Annotated in this window: 16 protein-coding genes and 1 pseudogene; 7 read left to right on the forward strand and 10 right to left on the reverse strand. The window is 74.3% G+C overall.

The features are described from left to right. Window positions 1–69: 69 nt before the first annotated feature. On the reverse strand, window positions 70–3,444 hold the full coding sequence (locus ITJ40_RS12775; protein ID WP_194667406.1) for a thioester reductase domain-containing protein: 3,375 nt from the start codon (window positions 3,442–3,444) through the stop codon (window positions 70–72). Window positions 3,445–3,508: 64 nt separating this feature from the next. Further along, a complete protein-coding gene (locus ITJ40_RS12780) occupies window positions 3,509–4,114 on the reverse strand; it encodes a 4-phosphopantetheinyl transferase (protein ID WP_370532048.1) in 606 nt (201 codons plus the stop codon). 297 nt (window positions 4,115–4,411) lie between these two features. On the opposite strand from ITJ40_RS12780, the gene ITJ40_RS12785 reads away from it, so the two are divergent. Continuing rightward, on the forward strand, window positions 4,412–5,179 hold the full coding sequence (locus ITJ40_RS12785; RefSeq protein WP_194667408.1) for an SDR family NAD(P)-dependent oxidoreductase: 768 nt from the start codon (window positions 4,412–4,414) through the stop codon (window positions 5,177–5,179). A gap of 13 nt (window positions 5,180–5,192) precedes the next feature. Here the strand turns inward: ITJ40_RS12785 and ITJ40_RS12790 are convergent, their stop codons facing one another. From ITJ40_RS12790 to ITJ40_RS12800, 3 genes are all read right to left on the reverse strand, one after another. Beyond that, window positions 5,193–5,459: a hypothetical protein gene (locus tag ITJ40_RS12790; RefSeq protein ID WP_370532049.1), complete on the reverse strand. Its 267-nt coding sequence runs from the start codon at window positions 5,457–5,459 to the stop codon at window positions 5,193–5,195. Between the two features lie 2 nt (window positions 5,460–5,461). Further along, a complete protein-coding gene (locus tag ITJ40_RS12795; RefSeq protein WP_194667409.1) occupies window positions 5,462–5,731 on the reverse strand; it encodes a hypothetical protein in 270 nt (89 codons plus the stop codon). Window positions 5,732–5,845: 114 nt separating this feature from the next. After that, complete coding sequence (locus ITJ40_RS12800; protein ID WP_194667410.1) at window positions 5,846–7,114, reverse strand: hypothetical protein; 1,269 nt, start codon at window positions 7,112–7,114, stop codon at window positions 5,846–5,848. Between the two features lie 140 nt (window positions 7,115–7,254). Here ITJ40_RS12800 and pcp point away from each other — a divergent pair, with 140 nt between their 5' ends. Together pcp and ITJ40_RS12810 are read left to right on the forward strand one after the other, a co-directional pair. Further along, the gene (gene pcp / locus ITJ40_RS12805; RefSeq protein WP_194667411.1) at window positions 7,255–7,896 is read left to right on the forward strand and encodes a pyroglutamyl-peptidase I; all 642 of its coding nucleotides are present in this window, start codon (window positions 7,255–7,257) and stop codon (window positions 7,894–7,896) included. A 180-nt stretch (window positions 7,897–8,076) separates the two neighbouring features. Next, entirely contained in the window at window positions 8,077–9,264 is a 1,188-nt protein-coding gene (locus tag ITJ40_RS12810; RefSeq protein ID WP_194667412.1) for an NAD(P)/FAD-dependent oxidoreductase, read from the forward strand. Between the two features lie 13 nt (window positions 9,265–9,277). Here ITJ40_RS12810 and ITJ40_RS12815 read toward each other — a convergent pair whose 3' ends face one another. Beyond that, window positions 9,278–10,666 carry an MFS transporter gene (locus ITJ40_RS12815; protein WP_194667413.1) on the reverse strand — a complete coding sequence of 463 codons (1,389 nt, stop codon included), beginning with the start codon at window positions 10,664–10,666 and terminating at the stop codon, window positions 9,278–9,280. Window positions 10,667–10,738: 72 nt separating this feature from the next. Between ITJ40_RS12815 and ITJ40_RS12820 the strand changes: the two genes are divergently transcribed. Beyond that, entirely contained in the window at window positions 10,739–11,491 is a 753-nt protein-coding gene (locus ITJ40_RS12820; protein ID WP_194667414.1) for an aminoglycoside phosphotransferase family protein, read from the forward strand. 4 nt (window positions 11,492–11,495) lie between these two features. On the opposite strand, the gene ITJ40_RS12825 is transcribed toward ITJ40_RS12820, so the two are convergent. Together ITJ40_RS12825 and ITJ40_RS12830 are read right to left on the reverse strand one after the other, a co-directional pair. Further along, on the reverse strand, window positions 11,496–11,915 hold the full coding sequence (locus ITJ40_RS12825) for an NUDIX domain-containing protein (protein ID WP_370532050.1): 420 nt from the start codon (window positions 11,913–11,915) through the stop codon (window positions 11,496–11,498). Then, window positions 11,912–12,409: a MarR family winged helix-turn-helix transcriptional regulator gene (locus ITJ40_RS12830; protein ID WP_194667415.1), complete on the reverse strand. Its 498-nt coding sequence runs from the start codon at window positions 12,407–12,409 to the stop codon at window positions 11,912–11,914. The genes ITJ40_RS12825 and ITJ40_RS12830 overlap by 4 nt, the downstream gene beginning before the upstream one ends. Window positions 12,410–12,634: 225 nt before the next feature. On the opposite strand from ITJ40_RS12830, the gene ITJ40_RS12835 reads away from it, so the two are divergent. The 3 genes from ITJ40_RS12835 (at window position 12,635) to ITJ40_RS12845 (ending at window position 15,307) form a co-directional block, all read left to right on the forward strand. Beyond that, on the forward strand, window positions 12,635–13,303 hold the full coding sequence (locus ITJ40_RS12835; RefSeq protein WP_194667416.1) for a hypothetical protein: 669 nt from the start codon (window positions 12,635–12,637) through the stop codon (window positions 13,301–13,303). 97 nt (window positions 13,304–13,400) lie between these two features. Continuing rightward, a complete protein-coding gene (locus tag ITJ40_RS12840; protein WP_194667417.1) occupies window positions 13,401–14,468 on the forward strand; it encodes a S26 family signal peptidase in 1,068 nt (355 codons plus the stop codon). Continuing rightward, entirely contained in the window at window positions 14,465–15,307 is an 843-nt protein-coding gene (locus ITJ40_RS12845) for a LamG domain-containing protein (RefSeq protein ID WP_194667418.1), read from the forward strand. Before ITJ40_RS12840 ends, ITJ40_RS12845 begins: the two co-directional genes overlap by 4 nt. Before the next feature lie 52 nt (window positions 15,308–15,359). Here the strand turns inward: ITJ40_RS12845 and ITJ40_RS12850 are convergent, their stop codons facing one another. Then, on the reverse strand, window positions 15,360–16,343 hold the full coding sequence (locus ITJ40_RS12850) for a nuclear transport factor 2 family protein (RefSeq protein ID WP_194667419.1): 984 nt from the start codon (window positions 16,341–16,343) through the stop codon (window positions 15,360–15,362). A 349-nt stretch (window positions 16,344–16,692) separates the two neighbouring features. Continuing rightward, window positions 16,693–16,995: pseudogene (locus ITJ40_RS12855) on the reverse strand (hypothetical protein); the annotation flags it as partial.

Consider the following 16,995-nt stretch of genomic DNA (forward strand, 5'->3'; position numbering starts at 1 on the left):
CTGACACGTGCGGAGGGGCCGGCAGCGCATGGCTGCCGGCCCCTCGATCTCAGTCCGCGGGCGCGGGCGTCACGCGGCGGCGGCCGCACGCGCCGGCGCGAGCAGCCCCAGGAACGCGAGGTCGTCCGCCACCTTCGTGATGAGCGCGTGGTCGAGCGACGGGATCTCCGGCGACCCGAGCGGGCGGACCGCACGGACGGCCTCGGCGAACGCGTCGGCGGGGATCGCCGATCCGGCGTGCGGCTCCTCCGGCGCGGCGAACGCGTGCATCAGCGGCAGGACGGACCGGGCGCGGTCCGCGTCCGGGAGCGACCCCAGCGCCTCGCGGAACCGGCCGACCCACTCCGCGTGGTCCGGGACGAGCTCGATGTCGTGGCCGTCCTCGCGGAGCCAGCCGACGAAGGTGTCGAGCGAGACGCCGTCGTCGTGGGGGTTCACGACGTTGAAGGTGCGGTGGCCCTCGGTGAGCGCGGCGCCGATCCCGTCGATCGCGGCCGCCGTGAAGTCGGCGGGCAGGCCGTCGTAGTGGGACCGCTGCGGCTCGCCGTCGGGCCCGCGCCGGACGAACGACGCCGGGGCGAGCCCGGTGGTGAGCACGCTCCACATCAGCCGGGTGAAGACGTCGGGGAGGTTCAGCTGGCCGCGCCAGCGCGGGTGCTCCAGGATCATGTCGGAGCGGAACACGGCCACGGGGACGCCGTGCTGCTCGTGCGCCTCGCGGAGCAGGACCTCGCTCGCCCACTTGCTCGCGCCATACCCGTTGGCGTACTCGTCCCCGACGGCCCACTCGGGGATCCGGGCGCGGATGTCAGCGTGCTCGTCGAGCGCGGCGGGCGCGGACGGTGCCGCATCGGCAGCGGCGCTCGGCCGTGCGCCGCCCGCGACGGCGACGCTCGAGACGAAGGTGACGGGCACGCTGCCGGCGGCGATCGCCAGGCGGATCACCTCGGCGGTGCCGACGACGTTCGGGCCGAACAGCGCGGTGTACGGGAGGACGTGGTTCACGAGCGCCGCGGCGTGCGCGACGAGGTCGACCCGGGCGGCCAGATCCTCCCACCGCGCGTCGTCGAGGCCGAGGCGGTGCTCGCTGACGTCGCCGGCCAGGACCTCGAGCGAGCCGGCCAGCTCGGAGAAGCGCCGGGCGAACGCGGGGTCGGCGGCGAACGCGGCGTCGAGGCGGCGCCGGGCGTCGGCGTCGTCGGCGCCGCGGACGATGCACACCAGCGTCCCGCCCGCCGGGGCGAGGCGCTCGAGCCAGTCGATGGCCAGGAACCGGCCGAGGTAGCCGTTCGCGCCGGTGAGCAGCACGGTCCGGGCTCCGGCCCGGGTGGTCGAGGCGCGCGGGACCGGCGTCGGGACGCCGCCGAGCATCCGGTCGAGGCGGAGGTCGCTGACGCGGAGGGTGGATGCGCCGGCGCCGTGCACGCGGGTCACGGTCGGCCGGTCGTCGGAGGCGGAGCGCTCCACGTAGGCGGCGACGGCGGCGAGGTCGTTGGTCGGGTCGGTGAGCACGCCGACGGGCACCTCGGTGCCGAACACGTCCTCGAGGATCCCGGAGAACGTCAACGCGGACAGCGAGTCCCCGCCGAGGTCGGAGAACCGGGCCGCGGCGGCGGTCGCGGGGGACACCTCGGCCCCGAGGAGCTGGAGGGCCGCGCGCACGACCGTGTCGACCGTCGGCTCGTCGCCGGCGCGGTCGCGGAGGGCGGCCACCAGGGTGCCGGTCTGCTGCTCCGCGAGCGCGTCGTACAGGGCGGCGAAGCGCTCGCCGTACCGCCGCGTGAGGCGCAGGCGCAGGAGCTTGCCCGCGTCGGACAGCATGCCGTCGTCCACCGTGAACGGCTGCGGCTCGACGATCACGCCGCGGGGCACCTCGTAGGGCGCGAGGCCGTGCTCGCGGGCGGTGCGCTGGAGGGCGGCGAGGATCTCGCGCTCCGACGCCCCGGGCTCGGCCGGGACGACGACCGCGACGAGGAACGCGTGCCGGCTGTCGCCGTGCAGCGCGATCTGGTGCACCTCGGGCGTCCCGCCGTAGGTCGCCTCGAGGGACGCCACCGCGACGAACTCGCCCTGCGACAGCTTGAGCACGTTGTTCCGACGGTCGACGTACTCGTAGGTGTCGGGTCCGGTCTGCGCCATGACGTCGCCGGTCCGGTAGAAGCCCTCCTCGTCGAACACGGCGGCGGTGACGTCCGGTCGGCGGAAGTACCCGGCGATCACGGCGGCGCTCTTGACGAGGAGCTCGCCCCGTGGGTGCGGCAGGTCGGTGGTGAGGTACCCGAGCTCGGGGACGTCGACGAGCTTGTGCGCGGTGACGGGCGGCTGCTGGACGACCCCGTCGTGGAGGATGCCGCCCGCCTCGGTCGATCCGTACAGGTCGTGCAGCGTGATCCCGAGGCACGCCTCGACGTACGCGCGGAGCTCGGGCGTCAGCGGGGCGCTGGTGCAGATCGCCTGGCGGATCCGCCCGCCGAACGCGCGGACGCGCAGGTCGGCCTGGACGGCGGCGCGGACCGCATCCGGGTCCTCGCCGCCGGCGGCCAGCCGCCGCTGCTCCTCGCGGTCGCCCTCCTGACGGAGCATCTCCGCGACGCGGGGCACGAAGACGAACTCGGTCGGGGCGAAGGCCCGGAGGTCCTCGAAGAGCGTCGACAGGTCGGTCGAGGTCGCGAGCGCGACCGTGCCGCCGCGGCCGAGCGTGGCGAGCAGGGAGGAGCGGCCGGTGAGGTGGCTCATCGGGAGGTACGCGTACCCGACGATGTCGTCGGCTGCGTCGGCTGCGTCGGCTGCGTCGGCGGCCCGGGCGGGGTCGGGGCGGAGGACGTGCCACATCCGCTCGACCATGGAGCGCGTGTACATCGCGCCCTTCGGCGTGCCGGTGCTGCCGGATGTGTAGAGCAGGAGCGCGAGCGGGTCATCGCCGGGCGCAGGGTGCCACGGGCTCCGGCGCGGGAGGCCGGCCCCGCGGGCGACGAGCGCGTCGAGGGTCAGGTCGGTGTCGGTGTCGGTGTCGAGCAGCATCGTGCGGATGTCGTCACCCGCGGCCTCGGCGACCGCCCGGGCCGTCGCGGCCTGCTCGACGGTGGCGGCGATCCAGGTCGGCGCCGTCTCCTCCACGATCGCGGTCAGGGCCGCGACGGGAGCGCTGGCCTGCAGCGGGACGCTCACCGCGCCGAGGATCCACGTGGCGAGGTCGAGGGTGACGGCGTCCGCGGTCGCCGTGCCGAGCACCGCGATGCGGTCGCCCGCGGCCACGGTCTCGCCGAGCGCCGCGGCCAGCGCGCTCGCGCGGTCCCACAGCTCCCGGAAGCTCGTGTCCGCGATGTCCGGCCCCGACCGCTGCCGCAGCGCCGTCCGGTCGGCGTGCTGCGCGAAGATCGCCTCGATCGACGTGTCGTCGTGCGGGCTCGCCGTCTGCTCGGTCCCCATCTGCTCGGTGCTCATGTTCTCGGTCCCCAATGTGTTCGTCCTCTCGTCTTCCGTCCCGGCGCGCCCCTGCGCGCCGGCTTCAGCGCTCGTCGAGCGCGATGCCCGCCAGCGCGAGCCCCCCGGCCACCGCCCACCGCCCGGTCCCGGCGAACGCCGGTCCCCGGCGTGCGCGGACGGCGAACGAGCCGTCCGGGTGGAGCGCGATCTCCGCGCCGTCGATGCCGTGCCAGCCGCCGTGCGCCGAGGTCCGCGCCTTCGCGACGGCCTCGGCCGCGGCGAAGAGCACGCTGTCCGGGCTCTTGACCCCGGCTGCCCGGAGCGCGCGGAGGCCCGCGGCGACGGGTGCGCTGCCGAGATCCGCCACGCGCGCGAGCACGCCTCCCGGGAGGGGGCGCGCGGGTGTCGCGTCGATGCCGATCCCGGCGTGCTCGTCGCGTCGGCTCACGGCGCACGCGCGGAGTCCGGCGCAGTGCGTGATGCTGCCGACGATCCCGGGCGGCCACACGGGCGCTCCGCTCCGCGCGACCGGGATCGGTCCGGGTCGGATGCCCATGGCCGCGAGCGCCTGCCGGGCGAGCGCGCGACCGGTCACGAACTCCGCCCGACGGCCCGGGAGCGCGGTCGCGACGGCATCGCGCTCGTCGCCGGCCAGGCCTCCGTCCACGTCGTGGTCGGCTGCCGCCACGACCACGGAATCCGGGAGGAGTTGCCCCCAGGGGATCCGCGATAGTAGTTGCACTGACACAACTAAACCCCCGCTTCCTCCATGGTTCCCGGGTCCCGGGCGGCGCACTACACTCCGCGGCCGGGCGAGCGGGGAGGGGCGGGCGGCCGATGGGCCCAAGTCGTCCGGCGCCTCGGAATCGCCTCCGCGGCCCTTGACGGAGCGGGCGCGGGGGAGTCGGCTGGATGCTTCCGACGGCGGTCCTCGCCTCCCGGCGACGGTGCTCGCCGTCCCCGCGAACCCCTCAGGAGGATCACCATGGCTGGACGCTTCGACGGCAAGGTCGTCATCATCACCGGCGCAGGATCGGGCATCGGCGAGGCCACGGCCCGCCGCTTCGTCGCGGAGGGCGCGAAGGTCGTGATCACCGACAGCGTCGAGGACAAGGTCCGCGCGGTCGCCGACTCGCTCCCCGCGGGCAGCGCCATCGCGCTCGTCGCGGACGCCGCCGTCTCGGCCGACGCCGACCGCGCGGTCGCGACGGCCCTCGAGGCCCATGGCCGCCTCGACGTTCTCGTCAACAACGCCGGCACCTTCCAGGCGGGCCCGATCGCGGGCATCACCGACGACGAGTGGCGCCGCGTCATCGACACCGACCTCTCGGGCGTCTTCTACGGCACGCGCGCCGCGCTGCCGCACCTCGTGGCGACGCGTGGATCCATCGTCAACGTCTCCTCGGTGTCGGGCATGGCGGCCGACCACCACATGAGCGCGTACAACGCCGCGAAGGGCGGCGTGAGCAACTTCACGCGCGCCACCGCGCTCGACCACGGCGTCGACGGCGTGCGCGTGAACGCGGTGGCGCCGGGCCTCATCTGGACCGAGCTGGTCGCCGGCAAGGAGGACGACGAGGAGCTGAAGGCCGAGTTCGCGAAGCGCATCTCCCTCGGTCGCGGCGGCGAGGCCGACGAGGTGGCGGCGGCGATCGCGTTCCTCGCGAGCGACGACGCCTCGTTCATCACGGGCGCGATCCTGCCGGTCGACGGCGGCACCACGGCGAGCAACGGGCAGCCCTCGCAGGCGTGACCTCGGCCGTGCGTCAGGCGGCCGGATCCTCCGACCCGGGGCCCACCGCATCCGGCAGTCCCGCCCGCAGCCGCGCCGTGCGCTCGCGCACCAGCTCGAGCCGGGCCTCGTCGAGCGCCGCGGATGCGGCGAGCGTGCGGCGACCGCCGAGCGCGACCCGCACCAGCACGACGAGCAGGACCGCGCCGAGCGCCACCAGCGCGACGGCGACGACCAGCGCGAGCGACCAGCCGATGTCGTAGGCGGTCGGCAGAAGGATGCTGTCGGTGGTGCCGCCCACGGTCAGGCGCCCGTTCCGGTGGGGCCCGCGCCCGGCGCGTACGGGCCGCCGGCCGCGCCGCCGTCCCCGTCGTCGGCCTGGAGCCGGGCGGTCTGCTCGCGGATGAGCTCGAGCCGCGCCTCCTGCAGCTCGGTCGTGACGAGCAGCGTGCGCCGGGCGGTGAGCGCGAGGCGGATGAGCACCACGGTCGCGACGACCGAGAGGGCCACGAGCGCGAGGATCACGAGGATGTAGAGGGCGATGCCGATGCTGGCGCCGGAGGAGGAGATCATCCCCCGAAGCTATCGGCCGGGAGCGCTCCCGAGCGAGGGATTCACCCGCACGGGGAGGACGCCGACGGGCCCGGCCCCGTGGAGGAGCCGGGCCCGTCGCGGGTCGGAAGCGGGTCAGCGCACCGTCACGCCCGCGCTCGCGCGCGCCTGGTTGTCGTACAGGTAGATGACGCCGCTGACCACGACGGTCACGGTGTGCCCGCGGTCCGCCTCCGTCAGCGTGTACGTCTTCGCGGTCGCTCCGGCGATGACCTTCCCGTCGCGCTTCCACTGGTAGCCGAGCTCGAGCGACGACGGCTTCCAGACGCCGGGCTGCGCGGTGAGCGTGCGACCGACGACCGGGTTGCCGGTGATGCGCGGCGTGCCGGCCGTGATGACGGGCGCGGCGACGACCTTCGTCTGCCCCGACGTGCGGGTGACGGGGACGTAGCCGTCGCGGGATCCGCGCACGGACACCGTGAGGCGGTGCCCGGCGTCGTACGCGTCGACCGTGCGGGTGGCGCCGGTCGCTCCGGGGATCCGCTCGCCGTCGCGGAACCACTGGTACTCGAGCGTCACGGGCGCGGGCTGCCAGAGGCCGGTGCGCACGGTGAGGGTGGATCCGTACTCGACCGTCCCCAGGATCTGGGGCGCCGGGGCGGACGTGAGCGCCTGCGCGCCCGGCGCGCTCGCCGTGCTGGCGTCGACGTGCACGTAGCGCCAGGCGTCCGGGATCGGGCCGAAGGTCAGGTCGAAGGCCACGCGCTTGCCGTAGCCCGGGGTGACGGTGACGGATCCGGTGCCGCCGGCGTCCACGAGCGCGCCGCCGTCGATCTGGTAGAAGATGTCGCTCTCCTCGGGCGTGAAGCCGTTGAGGGCCGCGCGCACGTCCCAGCGGAACGTGACGGACGGGCCGTCCACGATCACCTCGGGCGTGTACTCGTCGGGGCCGCCGACCGACCGGACCGCCGTGGGCGCGGATGCCGTGCCGGTGACGGCGACGCCGTCCACGGTCCCGGCGACGCGCACGCTGATGAGGTGCTCGCCGGGGGAGGCCGGGATGTAGACCTCGTCCTCGTCGCCCGAGACGCTGCCGGTCCCGTCCGAGAGCCAGGGTCCTGCGCCGTCGAGCTGGTACTCGTAGCGCAGCCCGGAGTTGTCGGTGATCCCGCCGAGGTCCACCGAGATCACGCCGTGGAAGACCGCGTCGGCGCCGTAGGTGTCGCCGTAGCCGCGCACGGTGGGGGCGGCGATGAGGATCGCGGCGGCGGTCGACGAGTCGGCGGCGGGCGCGGGTGCGTCGGCCGCCTGCGCGGGCGCGACCCCCGCGAACGCGGTGCCGGCCGCGACGACGACGGCCAGGGCGGTGAGGAGGAGGCGTCGCCTCGGTGAGGTGCGGGTCATGTGCGTTCCTTCCTTGCGGGCCGGGTCGCCCGTGTCCATGGTTCTCGCTGAGGTGGACGCCGCGCATCCCCCCGTCCGGGCCGCCCCCGGACGAGGCGTACCGTGGACGGGACCCGCCCCGCACCGTCAGGAGCCCCCGCATGCCCACCGTCCTCCTCACCGGATTCGAGCCCTTCGACGGCGACACCAGCAACCCGTCGTGGACGGCCGTGCAGGAGGTGCGCGACCGATGGGACGGCGACGCGGAGATCCACGTGCGCCAGCTGCCGGTCGACTTCGCGAAGGTCGACGACGCGCTGCGCGCGGCGCTCGCCGAGGTGGATCCCGACGTCGTGATCTCCGTGGGCCTCGCCGGCGGCATCGAGACGCTCGAGGTGGAGCGCGTCGCGATCAACGTCGACGACGCCCGCATCCCCGACAACACGGGGTTCCAGCCCATCGACGAGCCAGTGGTCGACGGCGGTCCCGCGGCCTACTTCAGCACCCTGCCGATCAAGGCGGCGGTCGCGGCCGTGCGCACGAAGGGGATCCCCGCGGTCGTCTCGCAGACCGCCGGCACCTACACCTGCAACCACGTCTTCTACCTCCTGATGCACGAGCTGCGCGAGCGCCCGGGCACCCGCGGCGGCTTCGTCCACATCCCGTACTCGACGGAGGAGGCGATCGGCACCGACCGCCCGTACATGCGCATGGAGCAGCTCGCGACAGCTCTCACGGCCGTCGTCCGCGCGACGCTCGCGAACGCGACCGACGTGAAGGTGGGCGGCGGGTCGCTCGACTGATCCGTGGCTCGACCACGCCGCGGCCCCGGTCTCCGTCACTCCCGCGCCTGGGGATCGGCGCGGCGGCTCCCGGGGTGCGCCGCCTACCCTCGCGGGCATCGTCCCCTGTCAGCGCGTCACGCCGACCACGGATCCCGGGGCGGATGAGAGGCTCCGCATGATCGACCCGAGGACACCCGCATGCACGTCGTGATCGCGGGCGGCGGCATCGCCGGTCTCGCGACCGCCATCGCCGTCCGCCGTGCAGGGCATGAGGCGACCGTCCTCGAGCGCCGGAGCGCCGCGGAGGAGCCGGGATCCTGGCTGCAGGTCGCGAGCAACGGCATGGTCGCGCTCGACGCCATCGGGCTCGGCGACGCGGCGAGCTCCCTCGGCGAGGCCACCCCGCGAGTCCGCATCTGCGGGGCCGACGGGCGCCGCACGGCGGACCTGCCGCTCGGCCCGCAGCCGGGGGAGGGCCGCGTCACCCGGTCTCTGCGTCGGGCCGACCTCCACGCGCTGCTGCGGGAGGAGGCGGCGCGCGTCGGGGCGCGCACGGTGCACGCGGCCCGCGTGACCTCCGTCGCGCAGGACGAGCGGGGAGCGACCCTCGTGACGGAGTACGGGGAACGGCATTCAGGCGACCTCGTCGTCGGCGCGGACGGGGTGGGCTCGGCGGTCCGAGCGGGTCTGGGTGCGCACGCGGCCGGCCCCGCGGAGCGCGTCACCGGACTGGTCTACGTCGGCGGCACGGCCCGGGCGGGCGCGCTGCCCGCCTCCGCGTCCTCGCCGGGCACGTTGCAGTTCCTCTTCGGGCGCGACTGCTTCCTCGCGTACGCGATCCTGGAGGACGGCACCACCGGGTGGTTCGCGAACCCCCGCGTCCCCGTCCCCCGGCGCGGGTCCGCCCCGGACGCGCCGCTCGCGTCGGAGGACTGGGCGCGCCTGCTGCTGCGGCTCGGCGCCCGCGACGCGCTGCCGCTCGAGCACCTCATCCCGGCGTCCCCGGATCTGGATGCACGGCTCCCGCGCCCGGAGGCGCCTCCCGCGTGGGGCTCGCGCCGCGTCGTCCTGGTCGGCGACGCCGCGCACGCCATCTCCCCGTCGTCCGGCCAGGGCGCGTCCCTCGCGCTCGAGGACGCCGCCGTGCTCGGTCGCCTCCTCGCCGCGGGCACGGACCCGGCCGACCTCGTGGCGCAGCTCGCGCTCCGCCGCCAGGAGAGGGTCGCGTACGTGATCCAGCAGGGGCGCTGGCTCGACGGGATCAAGCTCCTCGGGCCGGTGGGCGCCGCGGTGCGGGATCGCGTGATCATGCCGCTCGCCGACCGCAGATCCGCGCGAGGCGGCGCCGGGGCCGGGGCCGAGCTCTACGACTTCGTCGTGGGGTGACGGCGCGGGCGCGTCACGCCACCCGCGCGTCCGCCCCGCGCACCCGCAGCATCAGCAGCAGCCCCGCGAGCAGCACGATCACGATGCCGATGACCCCGAAGCGCGTGTCGCCCGTGATCGCCACCGCGATGCCGAAGAGGCCGGGCGCGAGGAACGAGACCGCGCGGCCGGTGGTCGTGTAGAGGCCGAACATCTCGCCCTCGCGGCCGGCGGGGGAGATGCGCGCGAGGAAGGTGCGGCTCGACGACTGCACGGGCCCCACGAACAGGCAGAGGAACAGGCCCGTCGCCCAGAAGCCGGCCTTGGCGTCGCCGACGAACAGCACCGCGGATCCGCCGACGATGAGGCAGACGAGCGAGACGAGGATCACCGGCTTCGCGCCGAACCGGTCGTCGAACCACCCGGCCGCGAACGTGCCGATGCCCGCCACCACGTTCGCCGCGACCCCGAAGAGCAGCACCTCGGTGGTCGAGAACCCGAAGACCTGCGCCGCGATGATCGCCCCGAACGTGAACACCGCCGCGAGCCCGTCGCGGAACACCGCGCTCGCGAGCAGGAACACGAGCACGCGCGGCGACTCCCGGTAGAGCTCCGCGATCCGGCGGAACAGCGTGCCGTACGACGCGAGGATGCCCTGCCGCTTCCGCCCCGGCGTCGCCGGGATCTCGGGCACGCCCACCAGCACGGGTATCGAGAACACCGCGCACCAGATCGCCGCCACGAGGATCGCGATGCGCACGTCGAGCGCGCCGCCCGCCGCCCCCGAGGGCAGGCCGAGGAGCCCGGACGCGCCGGGCGTCCCGAAGTCGAAGAGGAACAGGCCGAGCAGCAGCGCGAGCAGCACGATCCCGCCCACGTAGCCCATGCCCCAGCCGAGGCCGGACACGCGGCCGACCGTGCGCGGCGTGCTCACCTGCACGAGCATCGCGTTGTAGTTCACGCTCGCGAACTCGAAGAACACGTTGCCGGTCGCGAGCAGCACGGCGCCGAGCCACAGGTACGAGGGCACGGGCTCGACGAACACCATGCCGAGCATCGCGAGCACGACGATCCCGGTGTTGATCCCGAGCCAGAGGCGCCGGCGCCCGGACCCGTCGGAGCGCTGCCCGAGCACGGGCGCGAGCACCGCGATGAGGAGGCCGGCGAGGGTGAGCGCGAGCGAGATGACGCCGGAGGTGTCGGCCTTCGCGGCCACGAGCGCCGGGTTCCGCGCGTCGTCGCCCGCGGCCGCGACGATGGCGGGATCCACGAACAGGCTGCTCGCGAGGTACGTGCTGAAGACGAACGTGGTGACCACGGCGTTGAAGGCCGCCGATCCCCAGTCCCACAGCGCCCACGCGGCGACCCGTCGGCGGGGAGGGGCGGCGGGCTCGTCGATGCGTCCGGGCGCGGCGGTGCTCATGGTCGCAACCTAGTCGTTGGACGTGTCGCGGCAGGGTCGCCGGGCGCCCGGGTCCGCCCCTACGCTGGCCCGATGGACGGACCCCTCGACGGCGGCGACATGAACCGCGTCGAGCGGCAGGGCGACACCGTCACCCGCGACGCCGGCCCCTGGACCCCGACCGTGCACCGCTGGCTCCGGCACCTCGCGCTCGCGGGCGTCGACGGGATCCCGCAGCCGCTCGGCATCGAGGGCGGCCGCGAGCGGCTCACCTTCATGCACGGCGACGTGCCCGTCTACCCGCTGCCCGACTGGATCTGGGCCGACGACGTCCTCGTCCAGGCCGGCCGCCGCCTCCGCGAGCTGCACGACGCGAGCGTCGGCTTCATGCTGGGCGGCGCCGTCTGGCAGTCGGAGGTCAAGGTGCCGAGCGAGGTGATCTGCCACAACGACTTCGCGCCGCACAACCTCGTCTTCGCCGACGGCCGCCTCACGGGCGTCATCGACATGGACATGGCCTCGCCCGGCCCGCGCATCTGGGACATCGCGTACCTCGCCACGCGCGCGGTGCCGCTGTCCGGCTCCGCGCAGGACGGCGCACCCGGCATGGACGACGCCCGCCGCCGCGTCGCGCTGCTCCTCGACGCGTACGGATCCGACGCGACCTGGGCGGACGTGCTGCGGATCGCGATCCTGCGCCTCCACGACCTCGCGGAGATCTCGCTCGCGAAGGCCGACGAGCTCGGCAAGCCGCACCTCCGCGACGACGCCGCGTACTACTCGGCCGACGCCGCGTTCCTCCGCGGGATCCTCGACGCCGAGCGCGCGCACCCCGGCCCGGCCTGAGGCCTCAGCCGCGCGCGATCCGCCCGGCGACCTCCCGCAGCACGTCCGCGTCCTCGTAGGCCAGCTCCATCCCGGCCGCGTCGGCCACCGGGAACCACGCGACGCGCTGCCCCTCGGTGAGCCGGATGTCCTCCGCCGCCACGTCGAGCCGGGCCGTGAACGTGTGCTCGATGCCGTAGGAGCGCGTGCGCGTCATGAGGTGCGCGACCTCCGCGGGCGGGATCCGCGCGCCCAGCTCCTCCTCGACCTCCCGCACGATGCACGCGAGCGGCGTCTCGCCCGGCTCGAGCATGCCGCCGGGGATCGCCCACATGCCGGGGAAGGGGATGGTGGGGATGTCGTCGCGCAGCTGCAGCAGGATCCGCCCGGCCGCGTCGACGAGCACCACCTGGCAGCCCTCGCTCGGGGCGCGGCCGTCGCTCACGCGGATGCGCCCGCGTCCGGCCCGTCGATGGTGTGCGCCGTCATCGCGATCGCGGCGCGCGCGATGTCCTCGGCCGTCTCCTCGGTGCCGAGCGCGGGGGAGGCCCGCAGCGCGACGGCGGCCGCCGTGCGGTAGTCGGCCTCCATGCGCGCGAGGGTCTTCCGGCCGGTGGCGGTGAGCTCGAGGAAGACGCTGCGGCGGTCCTTCGGGTTCGGCACGCGGTCGAGGTGGCCGGCGCCGACCAGCCGGTCGATCACGGCGGTCACCGCGCCGGTGCCCATCGAGATCTCGGCGGCCAGGTGCTTGGGGGTCATCCGGTGGAGCTCGCCGACCACGCTGATCACGGTCAGGTCGGTCACGTTCACCCCGATGTCCTGCGCGATGCGCGTGCGCAGGTGGCGCTGCGCGGTCTCGACCATGTGCAGCGCGTTGGCGAGCGCGTCCACGGCCGCGGCGTCGTCGCGGCGACGGGCAGCGGTTCTCTCCGGGCTCATGTCGGGTGTCCCTGCGTCGGGGGATCCGGCGGATCCACGGGCGGTCCAGCGACTGTAACGCGCCCCGCGGGGCCGCGATCCCCTCGGCGAACGCCCACCCCCCGCAATGGGGGGATTGCACGGAATCTGAGTATCTGTATATTCGAGGTACTTGCACAGCGAGTCACCGAGCTCCCTCCCCAGGGGCTCACCCCTTCCCTCCTCCTACAGACCCGGAGTCAGACCATGTCGCACCACATCGCCGCCGCCGCCACGACCAAGCGCGTCCGCTTCGCCCCGCTCGCCATCGCCGGCGGCGTCGCCGCCGCCGTCCTCCTCTCCGTCTCGATGTCCGGCACGCTGTCGGGCTTCGTCGCCTCGATCACCAACGACACCAACACGGCCGCCTCCGGCTCGCTCGTCATGCAGGAGTCGCAGGCCGGTGCCACCGGCACCCCGACCGTCACCTGCCTCAGCACGAGCGCCACCGGCGGGGTCGACTCCAACGCCGCCACCTGCTCCACCATCAACAAGTTCGGCGGCTCGACCACGATGATCCCCGGCCAGACGGTCACGAGCGTCGTGAACATCAAGAACGTCGGCTCGTCGAAGGCCTCGACCTTCACGCTGACCCCGGGCGCCGCCTGCTCGCAGTTCAAGAACGGCACCGTCAACGGCTCGGCCACCGACTTCTGCGCCAAGCTCAACGTCGTCATCACCGCCGCCGGCACCAGCGCGCCCGTCTACTCCGGCACCGCCGCGGCGCTCGCCGGCTCATCGGCCAAGACGCTGACCGCGCTCGCCGCGAACGGCAGCACCGACTTCACCTTCGCCGTCACGCTCGACTCCTCCGCCGGCAACGCGTACCAGGGCCTCGGCGCCTCGCTGCCCCTCACCTGGACCTTCGCCAGCTAGCTCCCCCACCGGTCCCCCAGCCGGATCCCCCCGCGGGGCCGCCGAGAGGCGGCCCCGCACCCCGTCCCCTCCAAGCCCCTGACCCGGGAGGCGCACCATGACCGACATCCAGGACCGCCCGACCGCCCCGTCGGTCGACACCACGACGGCCGACGTCCCGCCGACCGACACCGCGGCGATCGACGCCCCCGAGCTCGACCTCGCGCTGGAGCTCGACCTCGACGTCGAGCTGGGCCACGAGCTCGACCTCCTCGCGGACGACCCGCACCGCGAACCCGTCGGCCCCGCCGTGCCCGTCCTCCCCGTGCCCGTCGCGACCCGCCGCGCGGCACGCGCCACCCGCACGATCCGCCGCCGCACCGTCCTCATGTGGGCGGCCACCGTCCTCCTCACCGCCCTCGTCGCGACGACGCTCCTGTTCCAGGCGTCCGGCGGGCGCTGGTTCGTCGTGCAGACCCCGTCGATGGGCACCACGGCCCCCGTCGGCACGCTGCTCCTCACGACCCCCGTCCTCCTCCAGGACGTGCGGGTCGGCGACGTCGTCAGCTTCCACCCCTCCACCACCCCGGACGAGACCTACACGCACCGCGTCATCGCGGTCGACGCCGACGGTCTCACCACGCAGGGCGACATCAACGGCGCGGTGGATCCCTGGAAGACCGACCAGGCGCACCTCGTCGGCGAGGCCACCACGATCCTCCCGGGCTTCGGCTGGCTCGCGAAGGGCGTGCCGCTGCTCGTGGCCGGCATGGTCATCGTCATGGTGCTGACCCGCCTCATCGGCTCGCCGACCCACCGCGCCTCCCTGCGCATGCTGGGCGGCGCACTGGTCGCCGCGTTCACGGTCTTCCTGCTCAAGCCCTTCGTCGGCCTCGTCGTGCTCGACGCCGCCACCCGCGGCAGCGACGTCGAGGCGACCATCGTCTCCACCGGCATGCTCCCCATCCGCATCGCAGCCGAGGGCGGCACCCACGCCACGCTCGCCGCCGGCCAGGTCGGCACGATCACCGCCCCCGCTGGCGAGGCGGGTCGCTTCTACGACGTGTCCTCCACGCTCGACCTGCCGCTGTGGGGCTGGATCCTCTTCGCCGTCCTCTGCGCGCTCCCCCTCCTCGCCACGCTGATCGTCGGCCTGCCCGCCGAGCGCGAGGAGCGTCGCGCGTGAGCGTCACCGCCCGCCTGGCCGGGATCGCCGCCTCCGTCTCCGCGGTCGCCCTCGGCGCCGTGCTCCTCCTCGCGCCCGGCACGAGCGGCGCGTACTCGGCCGCCATCACCAACACGAACAACACGGCCGCGTCCTCCGCCGCCTTCTTCACCTGCTCGAGCGCCTTCGCGGCCGACCGCGCCAACGCCCTCTTCGCGTACCCGCTCAACGAGGCGACCGGATCCACGACCGCCGTCGACGCCGCCACCGGCTCCTACCCGGGCACCTACCGCGGCGGCATGACGAGCGACACGACCAGCGCCCGCGCCTGCGCGCGCGACACCGGCGGCGCGTACGTGCTCGACGGCAGCGACTTCGTCACGAACGGGCTGCAGGCGCAGGGGCCGGCGACGTTCAGCACCGAGGTGTGGTTCAGGACGACCGTCAAGGGCGGCAAGCTCATCGGCTTCGGCAACTCGCGGGCCGGCTCCTCCTCCGCCTACGACCGCCACACCTACGTCTCCACGACGGGCCAGCTGGCCTTCGGCACGTACAACGGCGGCTACCAGACGATCACGAGCCCGGCCAACGTGGCCGACGGCGCTTGGCACCACGTGGTCGCCACGATGTCGCCCGGCACGGGCATGACGCTCTACCTCGACGGCGCCCGCGTCGCCCAGAACACGGGCTTCACCGCACCGGAGAGCAACAGCGGCTACTGGCGCATCGGCTACGACAACACGTCGGGGTGGCCGAACGCGGGATCCAACTACCTCGTCGGCAGCATGCGGTTCGCGGCCGTGTACAAGACGGCGCTCACGGCGACGCAGGTGCAGAACCACTACACCGCCGGCCGCTGACGCGACGACGGGACGGCCGCATGACCGTCCCGTCGTCCGTGCGTGCGTCGGATCAGCTCGCGGGCACCACGTCCCAGTGCTCGCGGATGAGGTTGCCGTCGACCCGGAAGATGTCGGCGGCGAGGAACGGGTCGTCCGCCTTCGCGCCGACCGGCTGCGAGAAGGTCCAGACGAGGTCGCCGTCGGCGATCGAGATCACGGACTGCTGCGCCGGGAACTGCGCGCCCCCGGAGAAGAAGGCCTTGAGCGCCGCGGTGCCGTTCGCGGCGACCGTGTTGTGCTGCAGGTACGCCGGGTCGAAGGAGCGGTCGAGCACGCTCGCGTCGTGATCCCGGAAGAGCGTGTCGTAGGCGCCCACGGCCAGCTGCCGGTTCGCCTCCTCCTGCTGCTCGGTGAGCTCGGGCGCGTCGGCCTTGCCCTGGTAGAGGTCGCTGAACATCGTGTTCGTGTTGCCGCTCGCGGGCTTCCCCTGGGGGATCGGCTGGTCGAACGTCCAGCGCGCGGTGACCTTGCCGTCCGCGAGGCGGAAGAGGTCGACCGCGGCCTCGCCGGTGCGCTCGTCGTCCGGGTTGGACGCGACCTGCCAGTGCACGGCCACGAGGTCGCCGTCGGCGGCGATGTGCTTGATGACGGCGTGCGCGCCGGGCACGCGCTGGTGCGCGGTGGCGAACTCGTCGAGCACGCCGCTGGGGCCGGCCTTCGCCCCGACGCCGTTCGCGGTCGAGTCGGGAGCGACGGCCGCCAGCACGGCCGCCTGGGCGCCGGCGGAGGCGGGATCCGGGAACGCGTCGGTGAAGAGCGTCGAGATGACGGTCGCGTTCCGGTCCTCGGTGTCGGAGTCGGTGCGATCGGCCGTCGTGCCGCCGTCGCCCGCCGGGGCGGAGGTGGAGGTGGCGACGGCGGTGGTCGCGTCGGGGGTGGTGTCGGTGGCTGCCGAGGCCGCGCCCGGCGCCGAGCAGCCGGCGAGGACGACCACGCCGGCGAGGGCGGCGGTGCCGCGGGCGAGCAGGGAGACGGGGATTCGTTGAATGCTCATGCACATAGGGTGCGGCCCGCGGCTGGAAGTCTCCGATGTGCATGGATGCGGCGCCCATCGGGCGTTCCTGATAGCGCGAGCACGACCCGCGTCGTCCGCTCACGATCGCGCGCGGCGGCCCGCCCGCCCGATCGCCCCTCCGTTCCGAAGGCCATGCACCGGGTCCGAGTCACCCGGCAGGGGCCCCCTCGCTGCGCATGCGAGGGGGCTTCCCTGCGCTCGGGGCCGACGGCTCCCGCGTGCGCGTCCCCCTGCTGGCTGTGGCCTCCTCCCCGGCGCACGACGAACGGCCCGGCGTCGAGGGCCGGGCCGTTCGCGGTGGTGCGTCCCGGCGGTGCCGGGTGGGGTGCTACTTGGTGTTGACGGTGATCTTGGCGATGCCGACGACGAGCTGGTCGGTGACGGCGGTGGTGCCGAAGGTGCTGTTCAGCAGCGACGCGGCGTCGGGGCTGACCTTGACCGTGGTGCCCTCGAGGACGGCGTTGTCGCCCTCCATCTGGAGGGGCTTCAGGGTCGTGCCGTCGAGGTTGAAGATGTAGACGTCCTTCATCACGGCGCCGTCGCCGACCTGGACGGATCCGGTGAGGCGGCTGGTGCCGGGGTCGATGACGAAGTCGGTGAGCTTCACGACCGTGGAGCCGGCGGTGAGGCT

Source organism: Clavibacter sp. VKM Ac-2872 (genome assembly GCF_015351105.1).
Taxonomy (GTDB): Bacteria; Actinomycetota; Actinomycetes; order Actinomycetales; family Microbacteriaceae; genus Clavibacter.

Excerpts from the sequence above, each read along its gene's own strand:
- ITJ40_RS12835 (WP_194667416.1), top strand. The coding sequence starts at position 12,635 with ATGTCGCACCACATCGCCGCCGCCGCCACGACCAAGCGCGTCCGCTTC.
- ITJ40_RS12810 (WP_194667412.1), top strand. The coding sequence starts at position 8,077 with ATGCACGTCGTGATCGCGGGCGGCGGCATCGCCGGTCTCGCGACCGCC.
- ITJ40_RS12785 (WP_194667408.1), top strand. The coding sequence starts at position 4,412 with ATGGCTGGACGCTTCGACGGCAAGGTCGTCATCATCACCGGCGCAGGA.
- ITJ40_RS12815 (WP_194667413.1), bottom strand. The coding sequence starts at position 10,666 with ATGAGCACCGCCGCGCCCGGACGCATCGACGAGCCCGCCGCCCCTCCC.
- ITJ40_RS12800 (WP_194667410.1), bottom strand. The coding sequence starts at position 7,114 with ATGACCCGCACCTCACCGAGGCGACGCCTCCTCCTCACCGCCCTGGCC.
- ITJ40_RS12820 (WP_194667414.1), top strand. The coding sequence starts at position 10,739 with ATGGACGGACCCCTCGACGGCGGCGACATGAACCGCGTCGAGCGGCAG.
- ITJ40_RS12795 (WP_194667409.1), bottom strand. The coding sequence starts at position 5,731 with ATGATCTCCTCCTCCGGCGCCAGCATCGGCATCGCCCTCTACATCCTC.
- ITJ40_RS12830 (WP_194667415.1), bottom strand. The coding sequence starts at position 12,409 with ATGAGCCCGGAGAGAACCGCTGCCCGTCGCCGCGACGACGCCGCGGCC.
- pcp (WP_194667411.1), top strand. The coding sequence starts at position 7,255 with ATGCCCACCGTCCTCCTCACCGGATTCGAGCCCTTCGACGGCGACACC.
- ITJ40_RS12775 (WP_194667406.1), bottom strand. The coding sequence starts at position 3,444 with ATGAGCACCGAGCAGATGGGGACCGAGCAGACGGCGAGCCCGCACGAC.
- ITJ40_RS12840 (WP_194667417.1), top strand. The coding sequence starts at position 13,401 with ATGACCGACATCCAGGACCGCCCGACCGCCCCGTCGGTCGACACCACG.
- ITJ40_RS12850 (WP_194667419.1), bottom strand. The coding sequence starts at position 16,343 with ATGAGCATTCAACGAATCCCCGTCTCCCTGCTCGCCCGCGGCACCGCC.